The organism is Burkholderia sp. MBR-1, from assembly GCF_013822785.1.
Lineage (GTDB): Bacteria > Pseudomonadota > Gammaproteobacteria > Burkholderiales > Burkholderiaceae > Burkholderia > Burkholderia vietnamiensis.
In genome coordinates this window covers 3,050,987-3,075,630 of the sequence record NZ_CP053609.1, presented here as the reverse complement: position 1 = coordinate 3,075,630, position 24,644 = coordinate 3,050,987, and the positions used below count along the sequence as shown (strand labels likewise).

Genomic DNA, 24,644 nt, shown 5'->3' with positions numbered 1-24,644 from the left:
GTCAATGATTCTGATCGCAATGGGCGTGTCGGGCGCGGGCAAGTCGCGAATCGGCGAAATGCTGGCGGAACGCCTGTCGTGCAGCTATACCGACGGCGACGCGTTTCACAGCGCCGCCAACAAGGAAAAGATGCACCACGGCATTCCGCTGACCGACGACGACCGTTGGCCGTGGCTGCGCGCCATTCGGGCGGCCATCGAGGAAAAGCAGCGCGCGGGCGAGACGGCCGTGTTCACGTGCTCGTCGCTGAAGCGCTCGTATCGCGACGTGCTGCGCGGCACCGACGCCGACGTGCGGTTCGTGTATCTGAAGGGCTCGTTCGACGTGTTGCGCGAGCGCCTGAAGACGCGCACCGGCCACTTCTTCGATCCGTCGCTGCTGAAGAGCCAGCTCGAGACGCTCGAGGAGCCGGGCGCGGACGAAGCGATCGAGGTCAGCATCGAATTGACGCCCGAACAGATCGTCGACGAAGTGATGGTGAAGATCGGCCTCGCGCAGCAGCACTGAGCTGCCGCTCGAGCCGGGCGGACGATTCCGTTCCGACCGCCTGAACAGCAAAAAGCCCGATGCGAAGCAGTTCGCATCGGGCTTTTTTGCGTCAGCCGACGGTCGCGCTTATGCGATCCGCTTCGCGAGCTCGACGGCCTTGCCGATGTACGACGCGGGCGTCATCGCGAGCAGGCGATCCTTCGCGTCCTGCGGGATCGCGAGCGTGGCGACGAATTCCTGCAGCGCTTCGCGCGTGATGCCCTTGCCGCGCGTGAGCTCCTTCAGCTGCTCGTACGGATTCTCGATGCCGTAGCGGCGCATCACCGTCTGCACCGGCTCCGCGAGCACTTCCCAGCAGTTGTCGAGGTCGTCGTGCAGGCGCTGCGGGTTCACTTCGAGCTTGTCGAGGCCGCGGATCAGCGAGTCGTACGCGAGCAGCGAGTAGCCGAGCGCGACGCCCATGTTGCGCAGCACCGTCGAGTCGGTCAGGTCGCGCTGCCAGCGCGACACCGGCAGCTTGTCGGCGAGGTGGCGCAGCGTCGCGTTCGCGAGGCCGAGGTTGCCTTCCGAGTTCTCGAAGTCGATCGGGTTGACCTTGTGCGGCATCGTCGACGAGCCGATCTCGCCGGCCTTCGTCTTCTGCTTGAAGTAGCCGACCGAGATGTAGCCCCACACGTCGCGGTCGAGGTCGAGCAGGATCGTGTTGGCGCGCGCGACCGCGTCGAACAGCTCGGCCATGTAGTCGTGCGGCTCGATCTGGATCGTGTACGGGTTGAAAGTGAGCTTCAGGCGGTTTTCGATCACGTCGCGCGAGAACGCTTCCCAGTCGAATTCCGGATACGCCGACAGATGCGCGTTGAAGTTGCCGACCGCGCCGTTCATCTTGCCGAGGATCTCGACCTTCTCGATGCGCGCGATCGCGCGGCCCAGACGGGCGGCGACGTTCGCGAGCTCCTTGCCGAGCGTCGTCGGGCTGGCCGGCTGGCCGTGCGTGCGCGACAGCATCGGCTGATCGGCCAGGGCGTGCGCGAGCGCGACGAGACGCTGGTGGACGGTGCGCAGCGCCGGCACGATCACGTGCTCGCGCGCGCCGGCGAGCATCATCCCGTGCGACGTGTTGTTGATGTCCTCGGACGTGCAGGCGAAGTGGATGAACTCGCTCGCCTTCTCGAGCTCGGCCTGGCCCTTCACCGATTCCTTCAGCCAGTATTCGACGGCCTTCACGTCGTGGTTCGTCACGCGCTCGATGTCCTTGATGCGGGCGGCGTCGTGCGCGGTGAAGCGCTCGGCGAGCTGCAGCAGGAATTGCTCGGACGCGTCGGAGAAGCGCGGAATTTCGGCGAAGCCGGCGCGCGACAGCGCGATCAGCCAGTGCACCTCGACGGTGACGCGGTGGCGCATGAACGCGGCTTCGGAGAGCCAGTCGCGCAGCGCTTCGGTCTTGCTGGCGTAGCGGCCGTCGATGGGCGAGAGCGCGGTGAGGGCGAAAAGCGTATCGGGACGAGTGTCGGACATGGTCGGGCGGGGCCTCGGGGGCCGGGCGAACGAGGGGAGGAGAATCCGGCATTTTACCATCGGCGCGGGCCGGGGCCGGCCGAACCGGTCGGGCCGAGCGTGGCGGCGTCCGGCCGCGTGCGACCGACTGCGGCCGAGTGCGGCCGGCGGCCGGTAGAATGCTCGCTTCTCCCCGACCCGCCGCCCGCCGCGCCCGATCCGCATGGAACTGAAATGGCTCGAAGACTTCGTTTCGCTCGCGGAAACGCGCAGCTTTAGCCGGTCGGCCGAGTTGCGCCACGTGTCGCAGCCGGCTTTCTCGCGACGCATCCAGGCGCTCGAGGCGTGGCTCGCGACCGAGCTGATCGACCGCTCGGTCTATCCGACGCGGCTCACGCAAGCCGGCCAGATCTTCTACGAACAGGCGCTGACGATGCTGTCGCAGGCGCACGAGGCGCGCACGCTGCTGCGCGGTCACGTCGGCGCGCCGGTGCCGACGATCGAGTTCGCGGTGCCGCACACGCTGTCGCTCACGTATTTCCCGCGCTGGCTGCAGCGGATCGAGGCGAAGATGGGGCAGGTCCACACGCGGTTGCGCGCGCTGAACGTGCACGACGCGGTGCTGTCGCTCGTCGAAGGCGGCTGCGATCTCGTGATGGGCTATCACCATCCGAGCCATCCGGTCGCGCTCGATCCGGCGCGCTACGACATGCTGGTGCTCGGCAGCGAGCCGATCAGCGCGTTTTCCGCGCCGGCGCGCGCGGGCCGGCCGCGCTACACGCTGCCGGGCACCGCCGAGGCGCGCGTGCCGTACCTGTCGTATACGCCGAACGCGTATCTCGGCCGGATGACCGAAGTCATCGTGGCGAATGCGCCGACGCCGCTGTTCCTCGATCGGGTGTACGAAACCGACATGGCCGAAGGGCTGAAGGCGATGGCGCTCGCGGGCCACGGCGTCGCGTTCCTGCCGCACAGCGCGGTCGAGGACGCGATCGCGAGCGGCAGCCTGATCCGCCTCGACCGCTCGGCGCGCGGCGGCACGCATCCGTTCACGCTGACGATGGATATCCGCCTCTACTGCGACAAGCTCGCGCTGCAGGGCGACGACCCGCGCCAGAAGCTGGTTCGGGCGCTGTGGGAAGTCGTGCGCGACGAGCTGCGTGAAACGGCTGGGTGAGGGCTGGTTGACGGTCGATTGACGGCGGACATGGGGCCGGCTGACGGCCGGGATGACCGAGACGGCTGGGACGGACCGAGACGGCTGGGATGACCGAGACGACCAACGGTCGCGCAACCGCCAACCGTCCAACCGTCCAACCGTCCGCCCACCCCCGCGCCTAACGGCTCCCTTGCAATCCCCCCAGGCAGCCCGCCGCAAGCCGCCTCGCGCTCCCGATCCCTCGCATTTTTCCCCCACCCGATCCCTGCCCGTTCGCCGCCGTTCTTGCGAAAATCGCCCGTGGATTTGCGCAAAATCGCGATCATGCAAGAAACGCATAATCGAATAAGCAAACGGCATTGGATAAAAAAAACGGGTTTTTCGACAATGTGCGCAATCCGTTGAACGTTGGAGCATCCATGTCTTCGCAATTGCAGTCCATCCCGTCCTACCTGCACGCCGACGATCTCGGCCCGTGGGGCAACTATCTTCAGCAGGTCGATCGCGTCGCGCCGTACCTCGGTTCGCTGTCGCGCTGGCTCGAAACGCTGAAGCGTCCGAAGCGCATCCTGATCGTCGACGTGCCCATCGAGCTCGACAACGGCACCGTCGCGCACTTCGAAGGCTATCGCGTGCAGCACAACGTGTCGCGCGGTCCGGGCAAGGGCGGCGTGCGCTACCACCAGGACGTGACGCTGTCGGAAGTGATGGCGCTGTCGGCATGGATGTCGGTGAAGAACGCGGCCGTGAACGTGCCGTACGGCGGTGCGAAGGGCGGCATCCGCGTCGACCCGCGCAAGCTGTCGCGCGGTGAGCTCGAGCGCGTGACGCGCCGCTACACCAGCGAGATCGGCATCATCATCGGCCCGAACACCGACATTCCGGCGCCGGACGTCAACACCAACGAACAGGTGATGGCGTGGATGATGGACACGTATTCGATGAACCAGGGCCAGACGTCGACCGGCGTCGTGACCGGCAAGCCGATCTCGCTCGGCGGTTCGCTCGGCCGCAAGGAAGCGACGGGCCGCGGCGTGTTCGTGGTCGGCTGCGAAGCGGCGAAGAAGAAGGGCCTCGAAATCGAAGGCGCGCGCATCGCGGTGCAGGGCTTCGGCAACGTCGGCGGCATCGCGGCGAAGCTGTTCCAGGAAGCGGGCGCGAAGGTGATCGCGGTGCAGGATCACACGGGCACGATCTATCAGCCGGCCGGCCTCGACGCGAACAAGCTGCTCGACCACGTGGCGCGCACGGGCGGCGTCGCGGGTTTCGAGGGCACGGAGCCGATGCCGAACGACGAGTTCTGGACGGTCGAAACCGACATCCTGATCCCGGCGGCGCTGGAAAACCAGATCACCGAGAAGAACGCGTCGAAGATCCGCACGAAGATCATCGTCGAAGGCGCGAACGGCCCGACCACGACCGCGGCCGACGACATCCTGAGCGCGAACGGCGTGCTGGTGATCCCCGACGTGATCGCCAACGCGGGCGGCGTGACCGTGTCGTACTTCGAGTGGGTGCAGGATTTCTCGAGCTTCTTCTGGACCGAAGACGAGATCAACCATCGCCTCGAGCGCGTGATGCGCGAAGCGTTCGCCGGCGTATGGGCGGTCGCGGAAGAGCACAACGTGTCGGTGCGCACGGCGGCGTTCATCGTCGCGTGCAAGCGCATCCTGATGGCGCGCGAAATGCGCGGTCTGTACCCGTGATCGTGCGTGGCCGAGCGTCGCTCGGCCCACTATGAACGATACATGACGCAATCGACCCGATTGCGTACATGAACCCTCGCGGGCGATGCCGAATCCGGCGTCGCCCGCGTGCGCATTCGGGCGCGCAGAGCGCCGCGCGAAGCCGGGAGGACGGCGACGCACAGGACGATTCGTAGTGCGGTAAACAACCAGTACTTTCAAAAATATTACTTTGATACACTGGCGCGGGTTTTAGCCAAGGAGATGACCAAAATGAAATACCAGAAGGCAGTCCTGATGATCGCGGCGCTGTGCGCGTTCGCGAGCGGCGCGCATGCACAGGAGACCGGCACGCTGAAGAAGATCAAGGACACGGGCGTGATCGCGCTGGGCCACCGCGAATCGTCGATTCCGTTCTCCTACTATGACCAGAACCAGCAGGTCGTCGGCTATTCGCGCGACTTCCAGATGAAGGTCGTGGATGCCGTGAAGAAGAAGCTGAACCTGCCGAACCTGCAGGTGAAGAACATCCCGGTCACGTCGCAGAACCGCATCCCGCTCGTGCAGAACGGCACGGTCGACATCGAGTGCGGCTCGACGACCAACAACCTCGAGCGTCAGCAGCAGGCCGCGTTCTCCGACACGATCTTCGTGATCGGCACGCGTCTGATGACGAAGAAGGATTCCGGCGTGAAGGACTTCGCCGACCTGAAGGGCAAGACGGTCGTGACGACCGCGGGCACGACGTCCGAGCGCCTGCTGCGCAAGATGAACAACGACAAGCAGCTCGGCATGAGCATCATCAGCGCGAAGGACCACGGCGACTCGTTCAACACGCTCGAATCGGGCCGCGCGGTCGCGTTCATGATGGACGACGCGCTGCTCGCAGGCGAGCGCGCGAAGGCGAAGCAGCCGGGCGAATGGGTGATCGTCGGCACGCCGCAGTCGGAAGAGGCGTACGGCTGCATGATGCGCAAGGGCGATGCGGACTTCAAGAAGGTCGTCGACGAGGCGATCTCGCAAGTCGAGAAGTCGGGCGAAGCCGCGAAGATCTACGCGAAGTGGTTCGAGAACCCGATCCCGCCGAAGGGGCTGAACCTGAACTTCCCGCTGTCCGATTCGATGAAGAAGCTGTACGCGAACCCGAACGACAAGGCGCTCGACTGACCACGCCGCCGTTGACGCAGAAATGACGCTACTGAAACGGAAGAGGCCACGCTTCTTCCGTTTCTTTTTGCTGGAGTCTTGCCCATGTCTTACCACTGGAACTGGGGCGTCTTCCTGAGCCCCGTCTCGACCGGCGAGCCGACGACTTACTTCGGATGGCTGATGTCCGGCTTCTGGGTGACGATCGAAGTGTCGCTGGTCGCCTGGGTCATCGCGCTGATCGTCGGTTCGCTGTTCGGCGTGCTGCGCACCGTGCCGAACCAATGGCTCGCCGCGCTCGGCACCGTCTACGTGTCGATCTTCCGCAACATCCCGCTGATCGTGCAGTTCTTCGTCTGGTACCTGGTCGTGCCGGAGCTGCTGCCCGCGTCGATCGGCACCTGGATCAAGCAGCTGCCGCCCGGCACGCAGTTCTTCACCGCGTCGATCGTCTGTCTCGGGCTGTTCACCGGCGCACGCGTGTGCGAGCAGGTGCGCTCGGGCATCAACGCGCTGCCGAAGGGCCAGCGTGCGGCCGGCCTCGCGATGGGCTTCACGCAATGGCAGACGTACCGCTACGTGTTGCTGCCGGTCGCGTACCGGATCATCGTGCCGCCGCTCACGTCGGAGTTCCTGAACATCTTCAAGAACTCGGCGGTCGCATCGACGATCGGCCTGCTCGACCTGTCCGCGCAGGCGCGCCAGCTGGTCGACTACACCGCGCAGACCTACGAGTCGTTCATCGCGGTGACGCTCGCCTACGTGGTCATCAACCTCGTCGTGATGGCGTTCATGCGCTGGATCGAAGGCCGCACGCGGCTGCCCGGCTACATCGGAGGCAAGTGATGCATCAGTTCGACTGGAGTAGTATTCCCGGCGCGATACCGACGCTGTGGACGGGGGCGATCGTCACGTTCAAGATCACGCTGATCGCGATCGTGATCGGCATCGTCTGGGGCACGCTGCTGGCGCTGATGCGGCTGTCCGGCGTGAAGCCGCTCGCGTGGTTCGCGAAGGGCTACGTGACGGTGTTCCGCTCGATCCCGCTCGTGATGGTGCTGCTGTGGTTCTTCCTGATCGTGCCGCAGCTGCTGCAGGGCGTGCTCGGGCTGTCGCCGACGATCGACATCCGGCTCGCGTCGGCGATGGTCGCGTTCTCGCTGTTCGAGGCCGCGTATTATTCCGAGATCATTCGCGCCGGCATCCAGGCGGTGCCGCGCGGGCAGGTGAACGCCGCGTTCGCACTCGGCATGAACTACGCGCAGGCGATGCGCCTCGTGATCCTGCCGCAGGCGTTTCGCGCGATGGTGCCGCTGCTGCTCACGCAGGCGATCGTGCTGTTCCAGGACACGTCGCTCGTGTACGTGATCAGTCTCGCGGACTTCTTCCGCACGGCCGCGAACGTCGGCGATCGCGACGGCACGACCGTCGAGATGGTGCTGTTCGCCGGCGCATGCTATTTCGTGATTTGCTCGTTGGCTTCTGCCCTCGTCAAAGGTCTCCAGAAAAAGGTCACAAGATGATTTCCATCAAGAACGTTTCGAAGTGGTACGGCCAGTTTCAGGTCCTCACCGATTGCACGACCGAGGTCAGCAAGGGCGAGGTCGTCGTGGTGTGCGGGCCGTCGGGCTCGGGCAAGTCGACGCTGATCAAGACGGTCAACGGCCTGGAGCCGTTCCAGCAGGGCGAGATCCTCGTGAACGGCCAGTCGGTCGGCGACAAGAAGACGAACCTGTCGAAGCTGCGCTCGAAGGTCGGGATGGTGTTCCAGCATTTCGAGCTGTTCCCGCACCTGTCGATCACCGAGAACCTGACGCTCGCGCAGATCAAGGTGCTCGGCCGCAGCAAGGACGAGGCGACCGACAAGGGCTTGAAGCTGCTCGATCGCGTCGGGCTGAAGGCGCACGCGCACAAGTTTCCGGGCCAGCTGTCGGGCGGCCAGCAGCAACGCGTCGCGATCGCGCGCGCGCTGTCGATGGACCCGATCGCGATGCTGTTCGACGAGCCGACCTCCGCGCTCGATCCGGAAATGATCAACGAGGTGCTCGACGTGATGGTCGAACTCGCGCAGGAAGGGATGACGATGATGGTCGTCACGCACGAAATGGGCTTCGCGAAGAAGGTCGCCCATCGCGTGATCTTCATGGACAAGGGCGCGATCGTCGAGGACGACCGCAAGGACGATTTCTTCTCGAATCCGAAGTCGGATCGCGCGAAGGACTTCCTCGCGAAAATCCTCCACTGAACGCTCCCGTGTAGCGCACGCCGCTTCGACGAACCGCCCGGCCCAGCGCCGGGCGGTTTTTTTTCGGCCGCTGCCGCCGAACGGCAGCGGCGCACGGGCGACGCGACGCGTCCTGCGTTACCAGCTGTAGCGGTAGCCGGCCTGGCCGGTGACGCTGCGCCGGTAGTCGCCGCCGATGTTGCGCGCGTATTTGACGTTCGCGTACAGCGTGCCCGACTTGCCGAAGGCCGCGGTCACGCCGAGGCCGAGCTCGTACCACGTGCGGCCCAGATGCGTCGCGAACGGCGTGCCGCCGACGACGGTCTGGCCCGGCGACAGGAAGTCGTGCAGCACGTCGGCCGTGAAATACGGCGTCGCCGCGCCCAACGCGCTCGCCCCGAGGTTCGGCCGGAACATCCGTACGCCGAGGCGTCCGCGCAGCGCGTGGCTCGTCGTGCCCGACACCGCCGACACGCTGTCGTTGAACCCGTTCAGCTTCAGGTACTGATACATCAGCTGCGCCTGCGGTTCGATCGCGATCGGCGTGGCGCCGATGCCGAACGGCTTGCCGGCTTCCTGCGACAGCGCGATGCCGAAGCCGTTCTGCGATGCGTCGTTGCCGTAGCTGTCGCGATAGCGGTTGCCGTAGTGCGTGACCTGCCCGACGCTGTCGAAGTAGGTGCCGTCGGCCAGATAGCGCGTCCAGTAGCCGCCGGCGCTCTGCGCGTGCATCTCGACCGAGCCGGTCGACGTCGACAGGCCCGGCGCATCGGCGCGCGCCAGATCGCTGAAGCTCGCATTCGACACGCCGATGCTCGCCGTCACGCCCGCATGCGTGCTGCCGCCGCCTGGCGCTTGGTCGAGCGTCCAGTCCTTGCCGAACTGCGCGAAGAAGGTGCGCTCGTCGGCCGCGAAGCGGCCCGCGTTCGCATCGAAGCTCTGTCCGCCGATGCGGCCCCACACGCCGTCGCGATTGCCGGGCGCCTGCTTGTCGACGTTGTACACGTCGCCGACGCGCTCGTGCAGCTTGCCGAGCGTCGAGAAGCCGTAGTCGGCGTTCAGGAGCGGCGTCATCGCGAAGCCCGCGACGCCCGGACGGTACGCGAGCGTGCCGGCGCCGCCGCCGGCGGTCAGCGGGCCGACCGCGATGACCTGGTTGGACGGATCGAGCTGCGAGCGCAGATACCAGCCGTTCGCGTCGAGCTGGCCGCCGCGATAGAGCCGGTATTCGTATGCGCCGGCCTGGACCGGGCCGGCGAGATGGAACGCGGACGCGGCCGTCGTGCCGCCGTTCGCCGTGACCACCACCGGAATGCCGTCGCCGGTCGTCTGCGCGCCGCTGCCGGCGGTGTTCGCGATCTTCAGCGCCGTCGTGCCGCTTGCGGCGCCGCCGTTCACGATCAGCCGGTCGGTCGGCGACGCGTCGGCGCCGAGATAGGTGTTCAGCGCGATCGTGCCGCCGTTGCCGACGTAGCCGCCGGTGGTCAGCGTCTTGTAGCTGCCCGCCGCCGTCGCCGCGCCCGACGGCGCGGCGAATGCGACCAGGCCCGCGTTGTTCAGGCTGCTCAGCACCGAGTTGCCGGTGATCCGCCATGCGCTCGTCGCGTCGACGTTCAGCGCGACCGGATCGATCTTGCCCGTCAGCGTCGTGCCGTTCGTCAGCGACACGGTGCCGGTGCTCGACGCGTCCGACACGATGTCGCCGGCCAGCGTCACGGCCGAAGCGTCGAAGCGCGCGACGCTGCCGTTCGCGAGGTCGAGCAGCGTGCCGTTGCCGGCCGTCACGATGGTGCTGTTGCGTACCGCGATGTCGACCGCGCCGCCGCGCGCGGCGAACGCCGGGCCGGCGACCGACGCGACGCTGCCGCCGTCGATCAGCACCGAACTCGTCGCGCCGCTCGCCCGCGAGTCGACGCTCAGCAAGCCGGCCGTCGCGCCGTGGAGCGTCGTGCCGGTCAGCGCGAGCGCGCCGCCGCCGTCGACGGTCGCGCCGTTGCCGGCCGCGCTCGTGAGCGTCGAGCCGGTGTCGCCGATCCGGCCGCCGTTTTGCGCGACGACGCCGTCGGCTGCCGCGCCCGCCGCCGCGATCTTCGCGCCCGACAGCAGCGCGGTCGCGCCGCCGCCGACGACCAGCCCATGCGCGCCGGCGCCGGTGGTCGAGACGGTGGTGCCGTCGGCGGCCAGCGTCGCATCGGCGCCGGCCACGACGATGCCGCGCGCATTTTCGCCCGCGGTGCGCACGACGCTCGCCGCATCGGTCGCGATGCGCGTGCCCGCGCCCGTCGACGAGATGCCGTCGGCGCCGTTGCCGGTCGTGCCGATCTGCGTGCCCGACAGCACGATCGTCGTGTTGGTACCGAGGTTGTCGATGCCGGCGCCGCCGCCGCCCACCGCGATCGACGTCGCGCCGGCCGCGAGCGCGCCGTTCGCGACGCTCGAGTCGATCAGCACGCCGTGCGCGCTCCCGTTCGCGACGATGGTGCCCGCGCCCGACAGCACGACCGACGCGCCCGCGCCGGTCAGATGCACGCCGGCGACGCCGTCGTCGGCGCCGATCGTGCCCGCGTTGTTCAGCACGGCCGACGCGCCTTGCACGAGCGCGCCGGTGCCGTCCGACACGCGGATCGTCGACATGTTGTCGACCGTGCCGAGCGCGCCGATCGCGACGCCGGTCGAGCCGGCGCCGGTCAGCAGCACCGCGTTGCGGTTCTCCAGCGTGCCGAGGTTGCGCGCGACGAACCCGGTCACGCCGGCGCTCGACGACATGACGGCCGCGTCGTTGCCGAGCACCGTCGCGACCGGCGCGCCGGCGTTCGCGCCGGCCAGGTCGTGGGCCTGGCCGTCGACCACGCCCGCCGTGGCGCCCGCCGCGTTCAGGTTGATCGTCGCGCCGGCGTCGATCGTGCCGTGTGCGCCGCCCTCGACCGCCACCGCGATGCCGTTCGCGCCGCGCACGTTGTAGGTCGCGGAGCCGGTCGACAGCGTCGTGCCGGCGCCGGTCGCGAGCACGCCGCGCGCGCGCTCGCCGTTCACGTCGGTCGTCAGCGTGCCGGCGGCCGACGCGCCCGTGTAGGCCGCGCCGGCTGCGATGCGGAACAGCGTCGAGTCGTCGGTATCGACGCTCAGCCGCTGCGCGGCCACGTTGATCGTCGAGCCTGCGCCGTACACGTAGAAGCCGATCTGGTTCGTACCGGACGTGAAGCGCGGCACGGCGTTCGCGCCGACGTCGATCGCGGCGCCCGCGCGCGCGTGGGCGCCGATCGCGCCATTGCCGGTCAGGTCGAGCGCGCCGTCGAGCGTGGCCTTCGCGCGCGGGCCTTCGGCCCAGACGCCGTAATTGCGTGTGTCCGACGCCGCGTCCAGCCCGCCGGCGACGTCGATCGTGCCGGTCGACGTCGCGGCCGTGGCGGTCGAGCCGGTGCCGACCACCATGATGCCGATGCCGTTCACGCCGTTCAGCGTGATCGTGCCCGTGTTGGTCACGGTCGCGGCCGTGTCGGCCGCGAGCATCCCGACGTTCGCGAGCGGCGTGCCGGGCGCCGCACCGTTCACGACGATCGTGCCGGCGTTGCGCAGCGTGCCGGACGACGAGCCGATGCTCGCCATCGCGGCGCCGTTCTGCGTCTGGGAGCCGATCACGATCGAGCCGAGGTTCGCGACCGTGCCCGATGCGCCGAGCAGGATGCCGTAGCCGTGCGCGGACAGCGCGACGTCGGCCGCCGCCGCGCCCGGCCGGTACTGCGCCGCGCGTCCGACGTAGATCGTGCCGCCGGCCTCGTTGGTGAAGGCGCCGCCGTCCGCGAGGCCGCCGATCACCTGGCTGTCGAGCGTGGTTGCGTTGACGCCGACGTTCAGCGTGCCGGCGTTCGACGCGGTTGCGCCGTCGGTCGCCGCGATCGCGTAGCTGAGCAGGGTCGGCCGGTTGCCGTCGAGCGTCCATGCGGCGACGTTCATCACGCCGTTGTTCACGAATGTGGTGCCCGCGCCGTTCGCGTACACGCCGTTGCCCTCGGTGTAGGCGTGGAAGCCGAAGTTCTCTGGCGGCGCGGCGCCGGCGGTGTCGAAGTTCTCGCCGGCCGCGTAGCCGGACGAGATCACGCCGTTGTTGACGCCGCTCGCACCGGTGAGCAGCCGCACGAGCGTGAAGTCGCCCGACAGGCTGCCGTCGTTGACGAACTGCGCGCCGTTTTCCGCGAGCACCGCCGAGCTCGACTCGATCGCGCTGGTGCCGCGGAAGTCGATCTGGCCGTCTCGGCCGATATGCAGCGTCGCGTTCGCGCCGGTGCCGTGCAGCGCGGCCAGATGGTCGATCGGCAACGTGTTCTTGTCGCCGGCCGACACGTCGTTCGCGTACTGGAAGGTCTGCCGCGAGAACGTGACGGCCTGGCTGAACGCGCTGTCGTACGCGGCTTGCGAGCCGAGCGCGCCGCTGCGGACCGAGCGTACGAGAAAGTCGTTGTATGCGGCGAGCGACGCGGCGTCGTCGACGCGCCAGCGGCTGCCGTCGAACGCGGTGAAGGTGCCCGCGTAGGCCGGCACGTCGAGCTGCAGGTTGCCCACCGCGCCGCCGGCCTCGACGTAGTCGCCGGTCGTGAACAGCACCTGGTTGCGCGAGTTCCAGTTGACGACGCTTGACGCGGTGCCGGTGCCGTCCGCGAAGGCGAGGTCCGTCTGCTTCGCCGCGATCGTGATCGCGTTGCCGGCCGCGTCGGGCGCGTTCGCCGCGTTGCCGAGCGACACGTTCAGTGTGCCGCCCGAGCGCTCGACGGTGCCGATCCGCGTGTTCAGGTACTGGTTGCCGTCGACGTCGTGATAGAGGGGCACGTAGGTCGCGCCGAGCGTCGATCCGGCGAACGCGGACGAGTTGTAGGTCGCGACCGATGCGTGGGTGCCGGTGATCGAATCGGGCGTGCTGACGCTCTGCGTCTTGCCGCCGAGCGAGACCAGCGGCTGGTCGGGATTGCCCGTCACGATCGTGGTCGTGCCGAGCGGGACGCGCGTGTAGCCGGCGTCGCCGCCGTTCTGGCTGGTCCATGCGCCGGTGGCGGCGACGGTATCGCCGCCCGTGACGGTCGTCGCCCCGGCCAGGTTGTCGTTCACGGTCGGGCTGAAGCTGCCGACGGTGCAGCTGCCGCCGCTCGCGACCGCCGACCCGTCGCCGCAGGTCGATGCATGTGCGGCGCCGGCCGACAGCGCGGCGAATGCAGCGCCGGCCATCGCGGCGCGCAGCGGCGCCAGCCGGATCGCGTCGCGGCTCGCGCGACGGCTCGTGGCCGATGTGCCGACAGATGTGCTGCCCGAGCGCTTGCCGCGTGCCCGGGCCGTCTCCGCAACCGCGACCCAGCAGCCGGCGGCTTCGCTCCATATCGATCGAAATGAGTGATTCACGACAACCCCTCTTTGCTTTTTTTGAAGTGATATCCACCGCGGCGCGGTGAAAGCGCATTCCGCGGCCGAAAATGGTTCGAGCCGGCGTGCGCGCCATTGGCCGCATTGCCGTCGTCACGTGAATCGCTTTTCGATATACCGAGGATGAGCGGAGTCTACTGATCTGAATCGCGAAGGATTATCAAAAAAATGAGTGCCGTTGTGATAATGTCGACTCGGTCCGGTATTTTTGAATTATGTGATGAATCGAACCGAAAGCCTTTCTGGTAAAGGCTTGAGTGATATCGTGCGAGGCGGGGTAATCCCGTCGCTCGACGGTGGGCTGGCGCACTGTTCCAAAACGGCGCTGCGATAGAATATGGCTTCCGGAAGATGGGCGGGGATTTAAAAGGCGTTCCGTTTTATCGCGTATATATTATTTTCGCGTGAACGTTGATTAAATCAAGTTAATGCTGCGTTGCCGCGGTTTGGCGCGCGTCATTGTGGTTTGATTGAAACGAAAACCGATTGCCGGCGAACGAGCGGCGCGCTGTTCGGCAATGGCTCGTCGCGCGGCCGGCCGGGCCGCGGTCGTTCCGCGGTCGCTTCGTCATGCTGCGACGGTGAAGGAAGGGCGGCGCGTGCGGCTCAGAAATCGATCGCGTCGTCGGCGTCGTCCGCGGCGGCCAGCGCCTCGCGACGCGTGCCGCCGCACGGCGCCGAGGCCGACGCGTCGAGCGCCGGGTTGCGCAGCTTCTCGAGCACGCGCTCCGGCACCGGAATCCGCGTCCGCGCGGCGACGTCGCCGCACTGGAACATGATCAGCTCGCCGGGCTCGAACGACGTCCAGACTTCGTTGTCGGTCAGCGGCTGCGTGGCGATCACCGCGACGCGATCTTCGGGCGTCGTGTATTTCGCGAAGTCGATCGACAGGTCTTCGTCGACCAGATGCGCGGTGGAGAACGGCCAGCGCCGCACGATGTAGTGCAGCCGCGTCGAGCAGTGCGCGAACAGCGCCTGGCCGTTCGACATCAGGAAGTTGAATACGCCGTGATCGGTGATGTCGCGCGTCAACTCACTGACGCGCTCGAACAGCTCCGGCAGCGGCGGCTGTGCGCCGGGGAATGCCTCGCGCAGCCCTTGCATCAGCACGCAGAACGCCTTCTCGCTGTCGGTCGTGCCGACCGGGTGGTAGACGCTGCCGTCGAGATCGGGTTCGTAGTCCTGCAGATCGCCGTTATGCGCGAAGATCCAGTGACGCCCCCACAGCTCGCGCATGAAGGGGTGGCTGTTCTCGAGCAGGATATGGCCTTGCGTGGCCTTGCGGATATGCGCGATCGTGTTCTTCGACTTGATCGGATAGCGCTTCACCATTTCGGCGAGCGGCGACGTGGCCGAGGCCTGCTGATCGATGAACAGACGGCAGGCCTTGTCCTCGAAGAACGCGATGCCCCAGCCGTCGGCGTGGTGATCGGTGAGGCCGCCCCGGGCCGCGAAACCAGTGAAGGAGAATGTGACGTCCGTCGGCGCGGCGCAGTTCATTCCTAGGAGTTGGCACATTTTACTTGGGGCGGGGGCGGAAGCAGGGTAACCAACCGGGTGAACCCCGGTACAATATGGCTCCTAGCATATCACCGAGCCTCGAGCGGTAAAAAGCGGATTCCGCCGGCCCAAGGCCCCGTGTTGCGGTTTGCCGTCAGTCGGCCCGTGCACGCGTGCTCCGGCCCCGCCGATCCTCGATGGCCAGCCCGTTCCTCACGACGCCTCCTATGACTGCCTCGAACGCTTCCTCCCCGGCGACGCTCACGCTCGCCCGTCCCGACGACCTGCATCTGCACCTGCGCGACGGCGACATGCTGGCCGCGGTGCTGCCGCACACCGCACGCCAGTTCGCGCGCGCGATCGTGATGCCGAACCTGAAGCCGCCCGTCACGACGACCGCGCACGCGCAGGCCTATCGCGACCGGATCCTGGCCGCGCTGCCGGCCGGCAGCGCGTTCGAGCCGCTGATGACGCTGTACCTGACCGACAACACGGCGCCCGACGAAGTTCGTCGCGCGCGCGACAGCGGCTTCGTGCACGGCGTGAAGCTGTATCCGGCCGGCGCGACGACGAACTCGGATCACGGCGTGAGCGACCTCGCGAAGTGCGCGAAGACGCTCGAGGCGATGCAGGAAACCGGCATGCCGCTGCTCGTGCACGGCGAGGTGACGGACCCGTCGATCGACATGTTCGATCGCGAGAAGGTGTTCATCGACCGCGTGATGACGCCGCTGCGCCGCGATTTCCCTGCGCTGAAGGTCGTGTTCGAGCACATCACGACGAAGGATGCGGCCGACTACGTGCGCGACGCCGATGCGGCGCCGGGCCTGCTCGGCGCGACGATCACGCCGCAGCATCTGCTGTACAGCCGCAACGCGCTGTTCGTCGGCGGCATTCGCCCGCATTACTACTGCCTGCCGGTGCTCAAGCGCGAGACGCACCGCGTCGCGCTCGTCGAAGCGGCGACCTCCGGCAACCCGCGCTTCTTCCTCGGCACCGACAGCGCGCCGCATGCGCGCGGCGCGAAGGAAACCGCCTGCGGCTGCGCCGGCTGCTACACGGCGCTGCACGCGCTCGAGCTGTATGCGGAAGCGTTCGACCAGGCCGGCGCGCTCGACAAACTGGAGAATTTCGCGAGCCGCTTCGGCGCCGATTTCTACGGCCTGGCGCACAGCACCGACACGGTCACACTGCGCCGCGAGACCTGGGAGCTGCCGACCGAGGTGTTCGCGGGCGATACGCCTGTCGTGCCGCTGCGCGCCGGCGAGACGATCGGCTGGAAGTTCGCGTGAGCGTCGCGCCGCCGCGCGCCGCCGCTCACGCGGCCGACGGCGGGACGGCGCAATTCGCGCGGATCGACTGGTCCGCGCCGTGGCTCGCGCAGTACGACGAGCCGGGCCGCTTGCTGCAGGTGGCCGCGCTCGCGGGCGAAGCCGCCTTGCTCGATGCATTGGGCGACGCGGCCGGCGCACGCGCGAGCGGGCGCGGCAGGCCGCTGCGCTTCGTGCCGCAGGCCGAACTGCCGCCCGGCGTCGCATACGAAACCCACATCGCCGACACGGGGCGCGTGCCGACCCGCCACAATCTTCACGACTTCTTCAATGCGCTCGTGTGGCTCGCCTATCCACGCACCAAGGCCGCGCTGAACGCACGGCAGGCCGCGGCGATCGACGCCGCGGGCGGCGTCGGGCCGGTGCGCGGGTCGCTGCGCGATGCCCTCACGGTGTTCGACGAGAATGCGGCGTTGTTCGTGACGGCCGAGCGCGCGCTCGCCGACGCACTGCGCGGCTTCGACTGGCAACGTCTGCTGGTGAGCTCGCGCGCCGCGTGGGGTACGCGCTGCGAGGCGCGCCTCGTCGGCCATGCGCTGCTCGAGAAGCTGGTGGCGCCGTACAAGTCGTGTACCGCGCACGCGTGGATCGTCGAAGTCAGCGACGACTACTTCTCGTGGCCCGACGCGCGCCGCGCCGCGCATCTCGACGCACGGATCGCCGACGAACTCGCGACGCGCGCGCTGACGAGCCGCGATTTCGCGCCGCTGCCGGTGCTCGGCGTGCCGGGCTGGTGCGACGCGAACGCCGCGCCGGCGTTCTACGACGACCCGGCCGTGTTCCGCAGCGGTCGACGGACGGACGCCGCGCGCGCTGCGGGCGGCGGCGCGCAGTGCTAGAATGCGCGTCGCAAAGCAGGCCAGGCAGTCGCGGCCTCGCCGCCTTCGGGCAGGCGGGGGCGAGGAAAGTCCGGACTCCACAGGGCAGGGTGATGGCTAACGGCCATCCGTGGCGACACGCGGAACAGGGCAACAGAAAGCAAACCGCCGATGGCCCGGCGCAAGCCGGGATCAGGTAAGGGTGAAACGGTGCGGTAAGAGCGCACCGCGGCGACGGCGACGTTCGCCGGCACGGTAACCTCCACCCGGAGCAATTCCAAGTAGGCAGGCGCGCATTTTCGGATGCAGGACGGGGCCCCCGTCTCGTCTGCGGGTAGGAAGCTTGAGCGCGTCAGCAATGGCGCGCCTAGAGGAATGGCTGCCACGCGCGGCGCGCTTCGGCGTGCGGCGTGCACAGAATCCGGCTTATCGGCCTGCTTTGCCGTTCGAATGCACAAGGGCCGGCGCTCCATCGGGAGCGCCGGCCCTTTTTATTGCGTCGGCGCAGCGCGCTTAGTCGGCGACGATGTCGAACGAATGCGTGAGCTCGGCCGTCTTCGCGATCATGATCGACGCGGAGCAGTATTTGTCGTGCGACAGGTTGATCGCGCGCTCGACCGTGGCCGGGTTCAGGTTGCGGCCCGTGACGGTGAAGTGGAAGTGGACCTTCGTGAACACCTTCGGGTCCTCGCTTGCGCGCTCGGCCTTCAGCGTGACCGAGCAGCCGGTGACTTCCTGGCGGCTCTTCTTCAGGATCAGCACGACGTCGTACGCGGTGCAGCCGCCGGTGCCGACCAGCACCATTTCCATCGGGCGCGGAGCGAGGTTATGTCCGCCGCCTTCCGGCGCGCCGTCCATCGCGACGAGGTGCCCGCTTCCGGTCTGGGCCGAAAACGCCATCCCGTCTTGACCCATCCAGCTTACTTTGCATTCCATGCTTGCGCTCCAGCGTTGCCTGATTCGGATTCGATCCGGCATTGTAGCCCGCTGCGCAACGGTCGGCTGATGCACTGCACGACGCGAAACGGCGAGCCGGCCTGGGCGGCGTCGCGTCGGCCATTTGGCTGGTATTTCCCTGCTGGCTTTAGGGGTTTTACTCTAGGCGGGGCGGGACGATTGGCGCGGCGTTTTCAGCTATGCAACTGATTTGAAAGGGGAAATCCATGAGGCCCAGTGTGCATCTGGAATTCCGCATTATGGTTTTGGATTTCGTAATGCAGATTTTCTTGTGAAGTCGGAGGGGCATTCGTATAATGAGCTCCATTGGTTGTCGCGCTGCGGCAACCTCCGAATGTCTCCTCCACCCTCCTCCAAAGGTGGATTAAGCCCGAACCAAACGTTCGGGCTTTTTTTCGTCCAATGCAAACATTGGCGCGCCGGTTGCGCGGTCTGAAAGCGCTTTGAGAGCGGCGAATCCGCGGCGCTTTTGCGGCGGGTGGGCGGCGCTTCGGCAGCGGGCGAGCGCGCCGACATTGGTTCTATAGCGGTTCGACAGGTGTTCGACACCGGCTCGAGGCCGCTATGGCCCCCGCTCGACAGCGGTTCGACACCGATCAGACGGGCTGCCTCGCCGCCGGCCGCGGCGCCGGCCGTGCCGGCGTGCTGGTCGGCTGCGTCGGCGTTGCCTGGGCGTCGCTGGCCGAAACGTCGCCCTGTTCGTGTGCGCAGAAATGGCGTACGCGCTCGCGCACCGCGCGCAGGCGGGCGACGCGTTCCTCGGTATGGGATTCGCGCGCGTCGGCGATGCGCGCGTCGAGTGCGGCGAGCTTGGCCTCGCAGGCCTGCTGGGCGGCGCTCGCGGGGACGGCGGTAGCCAGCAGGGCGGCCGCGAAAATGGGCATAAGTCCTTGTTTCATCATGCTTGCTTGTTGTTTTTTCGTGGTCGGCCGGTCGCGCGCGGCAAGGTCATGTGCAGCGCGCGACGGGTGCGCCGCCGGGCGCTCGGATCGCCCGGTGCGGCACGGCACGCCGGAATTTTCGCCGATTTCGGGCGCCGCCGGCGCGGGCCACGGATTCTCTTTGACCGCCCTGTGGTATTTCCTTTATAATTCAGGGCTTTTCCGCATTCATGCCCACGGAAAAAGAACAGGGAGAGCCTGCACCGCGCCTCGAAGCGCACTCAGACAAGCAGGAAGAACACATCGGGCAAAGCATTTTTTTTGGATCGATCATGAAGACGTTTTCCGCAAAAGCCCATGAGGTGACGCGCGAATGGTACGTGATTGACGCGACGGATAAGGTTCTCGGCCGTGTTGCCAGCGAAGTGGCACGCCGTCTGCGCGGCAAGCACAAGCCTGAGTTCACCCCGCACGTCGACACTGGTGATTTCATCATCATCATCAACGCGAGCAAGTTGAAGGTCACGGGCAACAAGACGCTGGACAAGAAGTACTACCGTCACTCGGGCTACCCGGGCGGCATTTATGAAACGACGTTCGGCAAGATGCAGGAACGCTTCCCGGGCCGTGCGCTCGAGAAGGCGGTCAAGGGCATGCTGCCGAAGGGCCCGCTCGGCTACGCGATGATCAAGAAGCTGAAGGTCTACGCAGAAGCGACGCATCCGCACTCGGCTCAACAGCCGAAGGCGCTCGAGATCTAAGGGGAGCCCACATGATCGGTAACTGGAACTACGGTACGGGCCGCCGCAAGAGCGCAGTCGCACGTGTCTTCATCAAGGCTGGCAAGGGCGACATCATCGTCAACGGCAAGCCCATCGCTGACTACTTCTCGCGCGAAACGTCGCTGATGATCGTGCGTCAACCGCTGGAACTCACGAACCACGGCCAGACGTTCGACATCAAGGTCAACGTCAACGGCGGCGGTGAGACGGGTCAGGCAGGCGCAGTGCGTCACGGCATCACCCGTGCATTGATCGACTACGATGCGACGCTCAAGCCGTCGCTGTCGAACGCAGGCTTCGTCACGCGCGATGCGCGTGAAGTCGAGCGTAAGAAGGTCGGTCTGCGCAAGGCACGCCGCGCAAAGCAGTTCTCGAAGCGTTAATTCTGCTTCATGGCCACGCCGCTTTCGGGCGGTGTCCGCCGAAAAAACCGCCAGCTTTCACGCTGGCGGTTTTTTTATGCCCGCTCGACGCGGGTGCCCATGGCGTTCGCTTTACCGAAATCAACAAGAACCTATTGATTTCATGGACATCGGCACGATCTTCTGATCCGCCCTACAATAGCGGCTAAAGCTTTTTGGAGAGTTCGCATGAACGCTGTTAACGAATCCGCAGCAACGACGGCCGAAATGCCGGTCCCGTTCGTCTTCACCGACGCCGCGGCCGACAAGGTCAAGCAACTGATCGACGAAGAGGGCAATCCCGACCTGAAGCTGCGCGTGTTCGTGCAAGGCGGCGGCTGCTCGGGCTTCCAGTATGGCTTCACGTTCGACGAGGAAGTCAACGAGGACGACACCGTGATGGACAAGAACGGCGTCCAGCTCCTGATCGACTCGATGAGCTACCAGTATCTGGTCGGCGCCGAGATCGACTACAAGGACGACCTCAACGGCGCGCAGTTCGTGATCAAGAACCCGAACGCCACGACCACCTGCGGTTGCGGCTCGTCGTTCTCGGTCTGAGCGCGACTCGGATCCTGTCCGGTTCGCCGGAATAAGAAACGGGGCTTGATGCCCCGTTTTTCATGTCCGCGCGCCGCGCGTCATCGGATCAGCGCGGATACAGCGCGCCGAGCACGCGCTCGCCGGCCGCGCCCGTCACGCTGGCCAAATTGCCGGGCAGGCGCGCGGTGAAGCGGTACGCGAGCCATGCGAACGCGAGCGCCTCGACCTGTTGCGGCGGCACGCCGAGCGCGGCCGTCGTGTCTACCGTGGCTAATACGCCGGCTTCCTGCAGCGCGCGACGCAGCGCGTCGAGTAGCACGGGATTGCGGGCGCCGCCGCCGCAGACGAACACGGCCTTGCAGCCGGCTGCGTGCCGCGCGATCTCGCGAGCGACCGACACCGCGGTGAGCGCGGTCAGCGTCGCCTGCACGTCCTCCGGCGCAACCTGCGCAAAGCCGGCCAGCTTCGCGTCGAGCCACGCCGCGCTGAACAGGTCGCGCCCGGTGCTTTTCGGCGGCGGCGCGGTGAAATAGGGTTCGTCCAGCAGCGCGTCGAGCAACGCCGCATGCACGGTGCCGCGCGCGGCGAACTTGCCGCCGTCGTCGTACGGCTTGCCGAGTTGGCGCGTCGCCCATGCGTCGATCAACGCGTTCGCCGGCCCGCAGTCGAAGCCGCGCACGTCGCTGCCTTCAGCCGGCAGGATCGTGATGTTGCTGATGCCGCCGAGGTTGCAGACGACGCGCGTGTCGCCCGGCGCGCCGAACACCGTCGCATGAAACGCCGGCGCCAGCGGCGCGCCGTGGCCGCCGGCCGCGACGTCGCGCATGCGGAAGTCGGCGATCACGTCGACATGCGTGAGCTCGGCGAGCAGCGCCGGATTGTTCAGCTGACGCGTGTAGCCGCGTTCGGGACGGTGCCGGACCGTCTGGCCGTGCACGCCGATCGCGCGCACGTCGTCGCGCGACAGGCCGGCCGTACGCTGCAGCTCGTGGCAGCACACCGCATAGCGCGCGACGAGCGCATTCGCGGCGACCGACTCGCGGTCGATCTCGTCGTCGCCCGGCTGCTGTAGCGCGAACAGCGCGTCGCGCAGCGATTGCGCGAAGCCGACGAACGCTTCGGCGAGCACGACCGGCGCGCGGCCCGTTTCGAACCGGACCGCGACGCCGTCGACGCCGTCCATGCTGGTTCCCGACATGAGTCCGAAGTAGACGCCGTCGGCCGGATGGGCAGGTTGCGGGTGTCGTTGCGGCACGTTGGGTTCTCCTGGATCGAACGGCGCGGGCCGGTGCCGCGCGCCTCGCACCCGATTATCCGCGCAACCTGACGCGTCGTTAAGCGATGCGCGCGCAAGTTATGGGAAAATCCCTGTCTTTGCGACATTCTTCCTGGCACCGATGAGCACCGAACCCAGTTCCAAGCCCGTTTTCCCGATCACCGACGAAGTCCGCCACGCGCTCGCCGTCACGAAGCGCGGTGTCGACGAACTGCTGATCGAGGAAGAGTTCGCGCAGAAGCTCGCGCGCAGCGCGGCCACCGGCAAGCCGCTGCGCATCAAGCTCGGGCTCGACCCGACCGCGCCCGACATCCACATCGGCCATACGGTCGTGCTGAACAAGATGCGCCAGCTGCAGGACCTCGGGCACACGGTGATCTTCCTGATAGGCGATTTCACGTCGCTGATCGGCGATCCGTCCGGCCGCAACGCGACGCGCCCGCCGCTCACGCGCGAGCAGATCGAGTCGAACGCGAAGACTTACTTCGACCAGGCCGCGCTGGTGCTCGACCGCGACAAGACCGAGATCCGCTACAACAGCGAGTGGTCGATGCCGCTCGGCGCCGACGGGATGATCAAGCTCGCGTCGCGCTACACGGTCGCGCGGATCCTCGAACGCGAGGACTTCACGAAGCGCTTCCAGAGCGGCATCCCGATTTCGATCCACGAATTCCTGTACCCGCTGATGCAGGGTTACGACTCGGTCGCGCTGAACGCCGACCTCGAGCTCGGCGGCACCGACCAGAAGTTCAACCTGCTGGTCGGCCGCGAACTGCAGAAGCAGTACGGCCAGGAACAGCAGTGCATTCTGACGATGCCGCTGCTCGAAGGGCTCGACGGCGTCGAGAAGATGTCGAAGTCGAAGGGCAACTACGTCGGCATCAGCGAGAAGCCGACCGACATGTTCGGCAAGCTGATGAGCATCTCGGACACGTTGATGTGGCGTTACTTCGAACTGCTGTCGTTCCGCAGCCTCGACGAGATCGCCGGCTTCCGCCGCGAAGCCGAAGGCGGCCGCAACCCGCGCGACTTCAAGGTGCTGCTCGCGCAGGAAATCGTCGCGCGCTTTCACTCGCAGGCCGACGCCGAGCGCGCGCTCGAGGACTTCAATCACCGCGCGAAGGGCGGCGTGCCGGACGATATCCCGTCGGTCACGCTCGCAGGCGCGCCGCTCGCGATCGGCCAGTTGCTGAAGCAGGCGGGCCTCGTGCCGTCGACGAGCGAAGCGCTGCGCAACATCGAGCAGGGCGGCGTGAAGATCGACGGCGCGACCGTGTCCGACAAGGGCCTGAAGGTCGACGCCGGCGAGTTCGTCGTGCAGGTCGGCAAGCGCCGCTTCGCGCGCGTCACGCTGACCGCATGATCGCGCTGATCCAGCGCGTGAAGCGCGCCGACGTGCAAGTCGGCGAGCGTACGACCGGCGAGATCGGCGCGGGCCTGCTCGCGCTGGTCTGCGCGGAGCGCGGTGACACCGAGGCCGCGGCGGACAAGCTGCTCGCGAAGCTGCTCGGCTATCGCGTGTTCAGCGACGCGGCCGGCAAGATGAACCTGCCGGTGTCGAACATCGACGGCGCGGGCCGCGCGGGCGGCCTGCTGCTCGTGTCGCAGTTCACGCTGGCGGCCGACACCAACAGCGGGCTGCGGCCGAGCTTCACGCCGGCCGCGCCGCCCGAAGAAGGCAAGCGCCTGTTCGATTACTTCGTCGCGGCCGCGCGCGAGCGTCACCCGATCGTCGAGACCGGCGAGTTCGGCGCCGACATGCAGGTATCGCTCGTCAACGACGGCCCCGTGACGTTCTGGCTGCAAGTGCGGCCCTGATTCTTTCCCGGAGGCGCGCCGCGATGGCGACCACGCAGATCCTGTTCATCCGTCACGGCGAGACGGCCTGGAACCGCATCAAGCGCATCCAGGGCCACATCGACATTCCGCTGGCCGACTCGGGGCTCGCTCAGGCGCAGCGGCTCGCCGTGCGGCTTGCGCGCGAAGCGCGCGAGGGGCAGCGCCTCGACGCCGTTTATTCGAGCGACCTGATGCGGGCGCAACAGACCGCGCAGCCCTTTGCCGACGCGCTCGGCTTGCCGCTCCAGTTGCGCGAAGGGCTGCGCGAGCGCGCATACGGCGCGTTCCAGGGCCATGACAGCACCGAGATCGAGACGCTGTTTCCCGATGCATACGCCGCATGGCAGACCCGCGACCCGGGCTTCGCGCCCGATGGCGGCGAGTCGCAGCGCGCGTTCTATCATCGCGTGCTGCATGCGCTCGAACCGATCGTCGTCGCTCATCCGGGCGGCCGCATCGCGTGCGTCGCGCACGGCGGCGTGCTCGACTGCGTGTACCGCTTCGCCAACGGTCTCGATCTCGCGGCGCCGCGCAACTATCAATTGCTCAACACGAGCATCAACGTCGTCGATTACGCTGACGGCCGCGCGCAGGTCGTGCAGTGGGCCGACGTGTCGCACCTCGACGCCGCGAGCGACGACGACGGCTATCGCAAGGTGCTCTGAGGCGGTCGCATCGGCGTGACGGGTTGGCGGGCGTCAGTGCGTTG

20 protein-coding genes, 1 other RNA gene and 1 pseudogene are annotated in these 24,644 nt (G+C 67.2%); 16 read left to right on the top strand and 6 right to left on the bottom strand.

Annotated features, from left to right (window positions below; all coding sequences use genetic code 11):
- Window positions 1-4 precede the first annotated feature (4 nt).
- The gene (locus tag MBR110_RS14205) at window positions 5-508 is read left to right on the top strand and encodes a gluconokinase (protein WP_011883270.1); all 504 of its coding nucleotides are present in this window, start codon (window positions 5-7) and stop codon (window positions 506-508) included.
- 108 nt (window positions 509-616) lie between these two features.
- On the opposite strand, the gene purB is transcribed toward MBR110_RS14205, so the two are convergent.
- On the bottom strand, window positions 617-2,005 hold the full coding sequence (gene purB, locus MBR110_RS14200) for an adenylosuccinate lyase (protein WP_011883271.1): 1,389 nt from the start codon (window positions 2,003-2,005) through the stop codon (window positions 617-619).
- Window positions 2,006-2,207: 202 nt separating this feature from the next.
- On the opposite strand from purB, the gene MBR110_RS14195 reads away from it, so the two are divergent.
- The 6 genes from MBR110_RS14195 (at window position 2,208) to MBR110_RS14170 (ending at window position 8,219) form a co-directional block, all read left to right on the top strand.
- Window positions 2,208-3,161, top strand: coding sequence for a LysR substrate-binding domain-containing protein (locus MBR110_RS14195; protein ID WP_011883272.1), 954 nt, complete (start codon window positions 2,208-2,210; stop codon window positions 3,159-3,161).
- Window positions 3,162-3,562: 401 nt separating this feature from the next.
- Window positions 3,563-4,849, top strand: coding sequence for a Glu/Leu/Phe/Val family dehydrogenase (locus MBR110_RS14190; protein ID WP_011883273.1), 1,287 nt, complete (start codon window positions 3,563-3,565; stop codon window positions 4,847-4,849).
- A 252-nt stretch (window positions 4,850-5,101) separates the two neighbouring features.
- Window positions 5,102-5,995, top strand: coding sequence for a glutamate/aspartate ABC transporter substrate-binding protein (locus MBR110_RS14185; protein ID WP_011883274.1), 894 nt, complete (start codon window positions 5,102-5,104; stop codon window positions 5,993-5,995).
- An 84-nt stretch (window positions 5,996-6,079) separates the two neighbouring features.
- The gene (locus tag MBR110_RS14180) at window positions 6,080-6,820 is read left to right on the top strand and encodes an amino acid ABC transporter permease (RefSeq protein ID WP_045578534.1); all 741 of its coding nucleotides are present in this window, start codon (window positions 6,080-6,082) and stop codon (window positions 6,818-6,820) included.
- A complete protein-coding gene (gene gltK, locus MBR110_RS14175; RefSeq protein WP_011883276.1) occupies window positions 6,820-7,497 on the top strand; it encodes a glutamate/aspartate ABC transporter permease GltK in 678 nt (225 codons plus the stop codon). The genes MBR110_RS14180 and gltK overlap by 1 nt, the downstream gene beginning before the upstream one ends.
- The gene (locus MBR110_RS14170; RefSeq protein WP_011883277.1) at window positions 7,494-8,219 is read left to right on the top strand and encodes an amino acid ABC transporter ATP-binding protein; all 726 of its coding nucleotides are present in this window, start codon (window positions 7,494-7,496) and stop codon (window positions 8,217-8,219) included. The genes gltK and MBR110_RS14170 overlap by 4 nt, the downstream gene beginning before the upstream one ends.
- 117 nt (window positions 8,220-8,336) lie before the next feature.
- Here the strand turns inward: MBR110_RS14170 and MBR110_RS14165 are convergent, their stop codons facing one another.
- Both MBR110_RS14165 and MBR110_RS14160 read right to left on the bottom strand, forming a co-directional pair.
- Window positions 8,337-13,586, bottom strand: a complete 5,250-nt coding sequence (locus MBR110_RS14165; RefSeq protein ID WP_181709100.1) for an autotransporter outer membrane beta-barrel domain-containing protein — start codon at window positions 13,584-13,586, stop codon at window positions 8,337-8,339.
- Between the two features lie 627 nt (window positions 13,587-14,213).
- Window positions 14,214-15,125, bottom strand: coding sequence for a class II glutamine amidotransferase (locus MBR110_RS14160; protein ID WP_045578532.1), 912 nt, complete (start codon window positions 15,123-15,125; stop codon window positions 14,214-14,216).
- Window positions 15,126-15,334: 209 nt separating this feature from the next.
- Here MBR110_RS14160 and pyrC point away from each other — a divergent pair, with 209 nt between their 5' ends.
- From pyrC to rnpB, 3 genes are all read left to right on the top strand, one after another.
- Window positions 15,335-16,399 carry a dihydroorotase gene (gene pyrC / locus MBR110_RS14155; RefSeq protein WP_034194154.1) on the top strand — a complete coding sequence of 355 codons (1,065 nt, stop codon included), beginning with the start codon at window positions 15,335-15,337 and terminating at the stop codon, window positions 16,397-16,399.
- Complete coding sequence (locus MBR110_RS14150; protein WP_181709099.1) at window positions 16,396-17,277, top strand: DUF3025 domain-containing protein; 882 nt, start codon at window positions 16,396-16,398, stop codon at window positions 17,275-17,277. Before pyrC ends, MBR110_RS14150 begins: the two co-directional genes overlap by 4 nt.
- A 12-nt stretch (window positions 17,278-17,289) precedes the next feature.
- Window positions 17,290-17,701, top strand: an RNA gene (rnpB, locus tag MBR110_RS14145) — RNase P RNA component class A.
- 68 nt (window positions 17,702-17,769) lie between these two features.
- On the opposite strand, the gene MBR110_RS14140 is transcribed toward rnpB, so the two are convergent.
- Both MBR110_RS14140 and MBR110_RS14135 read right to left on the bottom strand, forming a co-directional pair.
- The gene (locus tag MBR110_RS14140; RefSeq protein WP_072465471.1) at window positions 17,770-18,234 is read right to left on the bottom strand and encodes an OsmC family protein; all 465 of its coding nucleotides are present in this window, start codon (window positions 18,232-18,234) and stop codon (window positions 17,770-17,772) included.
- Window positions 18,235-18,809: 575 nt separating this feature from the next.
- Window positions 18,810-19,115 (bottom strand): DUF1090 family protein, encoded by a 306-nt coding sequence (locus tag MBR110_RS14135; RefSeq protein ID WP_059736008.1) that lies wholly within the window; start codon window positions 19,113-19,115, stop codon window positions 18,810-18,812.
- A 311-nt stretch (window positions 19,116-19,426) separates the two neighbouring features.
- Between MBR110_RS14135 and rplM the strand changes: the two genes are divergently transcribed.
- The 3 genes from rplM (at window position 19,427) to erpA (ending at window position 20,838) form a co-directional block, all read left to right on the top strand.
- Window positions 19,427-19,855 carry a 50S ribosomal protein L13 gene (rplM, locus tag MBR110_RS14130; protein WP_009687896.1) on the top strand — a complete coding sequence of 143 codons (429 nt, stop codon included), beginning with the start codon at window positions 19,427-19,429 and terminating at the stop codon, window positions 19,853-19,855.
- An 11-nt stretch (window positions 19,856-19,866) separates the two neighbouring features.
- On the top strand, window positions 19,867-20,259 hold the full coding sequence (gene rpsI / locus MBR110_RS14125; protein ID WP_011883283.1) for a 30S ribosomal protein S9: 393 nt from the start codon (window positions 19,867-19,869) through the stop codon (window positions 20,257-20,259).
- A gap of 207 nt (window positions 20,260-20,466) precedes the next feature.
- The gene (gene erpA / locus MBR110_RS14120; RefSeq protein WP_011883284.1) at window positions 20,467-20,838 is read left to right on the top strand and encodes an iron-sulfur cluster insertion protein ErpA; all 372 of its coding nucleotides are present in this window, start codon (window positions 20,467-20,469) and stop codon (window positions 20,836-20,838) included.
- Between the two features lie 88 nt (window positions 20,839-20,926).
- Here the strand turns inward: erpA and MBR110_RS14115 are convergent.
- Window positions 20,927-22,036 (bottom strand): annotated as a pseudogene (locus MBR110_RS14115) (anhydro-N-acetylmuramic acid kinase); the annotation flags it as partial.
- Between the two features lie 181 nt (window positions 22,037-22,217).
- On the opposite strand from MBR110_RS14115, the gene tyrS reads away from it, so the two are divergent.
- The 3 genes from tyrS to MBR110_RS14100 are packed head-to-tail and all read left to right on the top strand — an operon-like array spanning window position 22,218 to window position 24,600.
- Window positions 22,218-23,459 (top strand): tyrosine--tRNA ligase, encoded by a 1,242-nt coding sequence (gene tyrS / locus MBR110_RS14110; protein ID WP_011883286.1) that lies wholly within the window; start codon window positions 22,218-22,220, stop codon window positions 23,457-23,459.
- Complete coding sequence (gene dtd, locus MBR110_RS14105) at window positions 23,456-23,914, top strand: D-aminoacyl-tRNA deacylase (protein WP_011883287.1); 459 nt, start codon at window positions 23,456-23,458, stop codon at window positions 23,912-23,914. Before tyrS ends, dtd begins: the two co-directional genes overlap by 4 nt.
- 23 nt (window positions 23,915-23,937) lie before the next feature.
- Window positions 23,938-24,600 (top strand): histidine phosphatase family protein, encoded by a 663-nt coding sequence (locus MBR110_RS14100; RefSeq protein ID WP_011883288.1) that lies wholly within the window; start codon window positions 23,938-23,940, stop codon window positions 24,598-24,600.
- The last annotated feature ends 44 nt before the right edge of the window (window positions 24,601-24,644 follow it).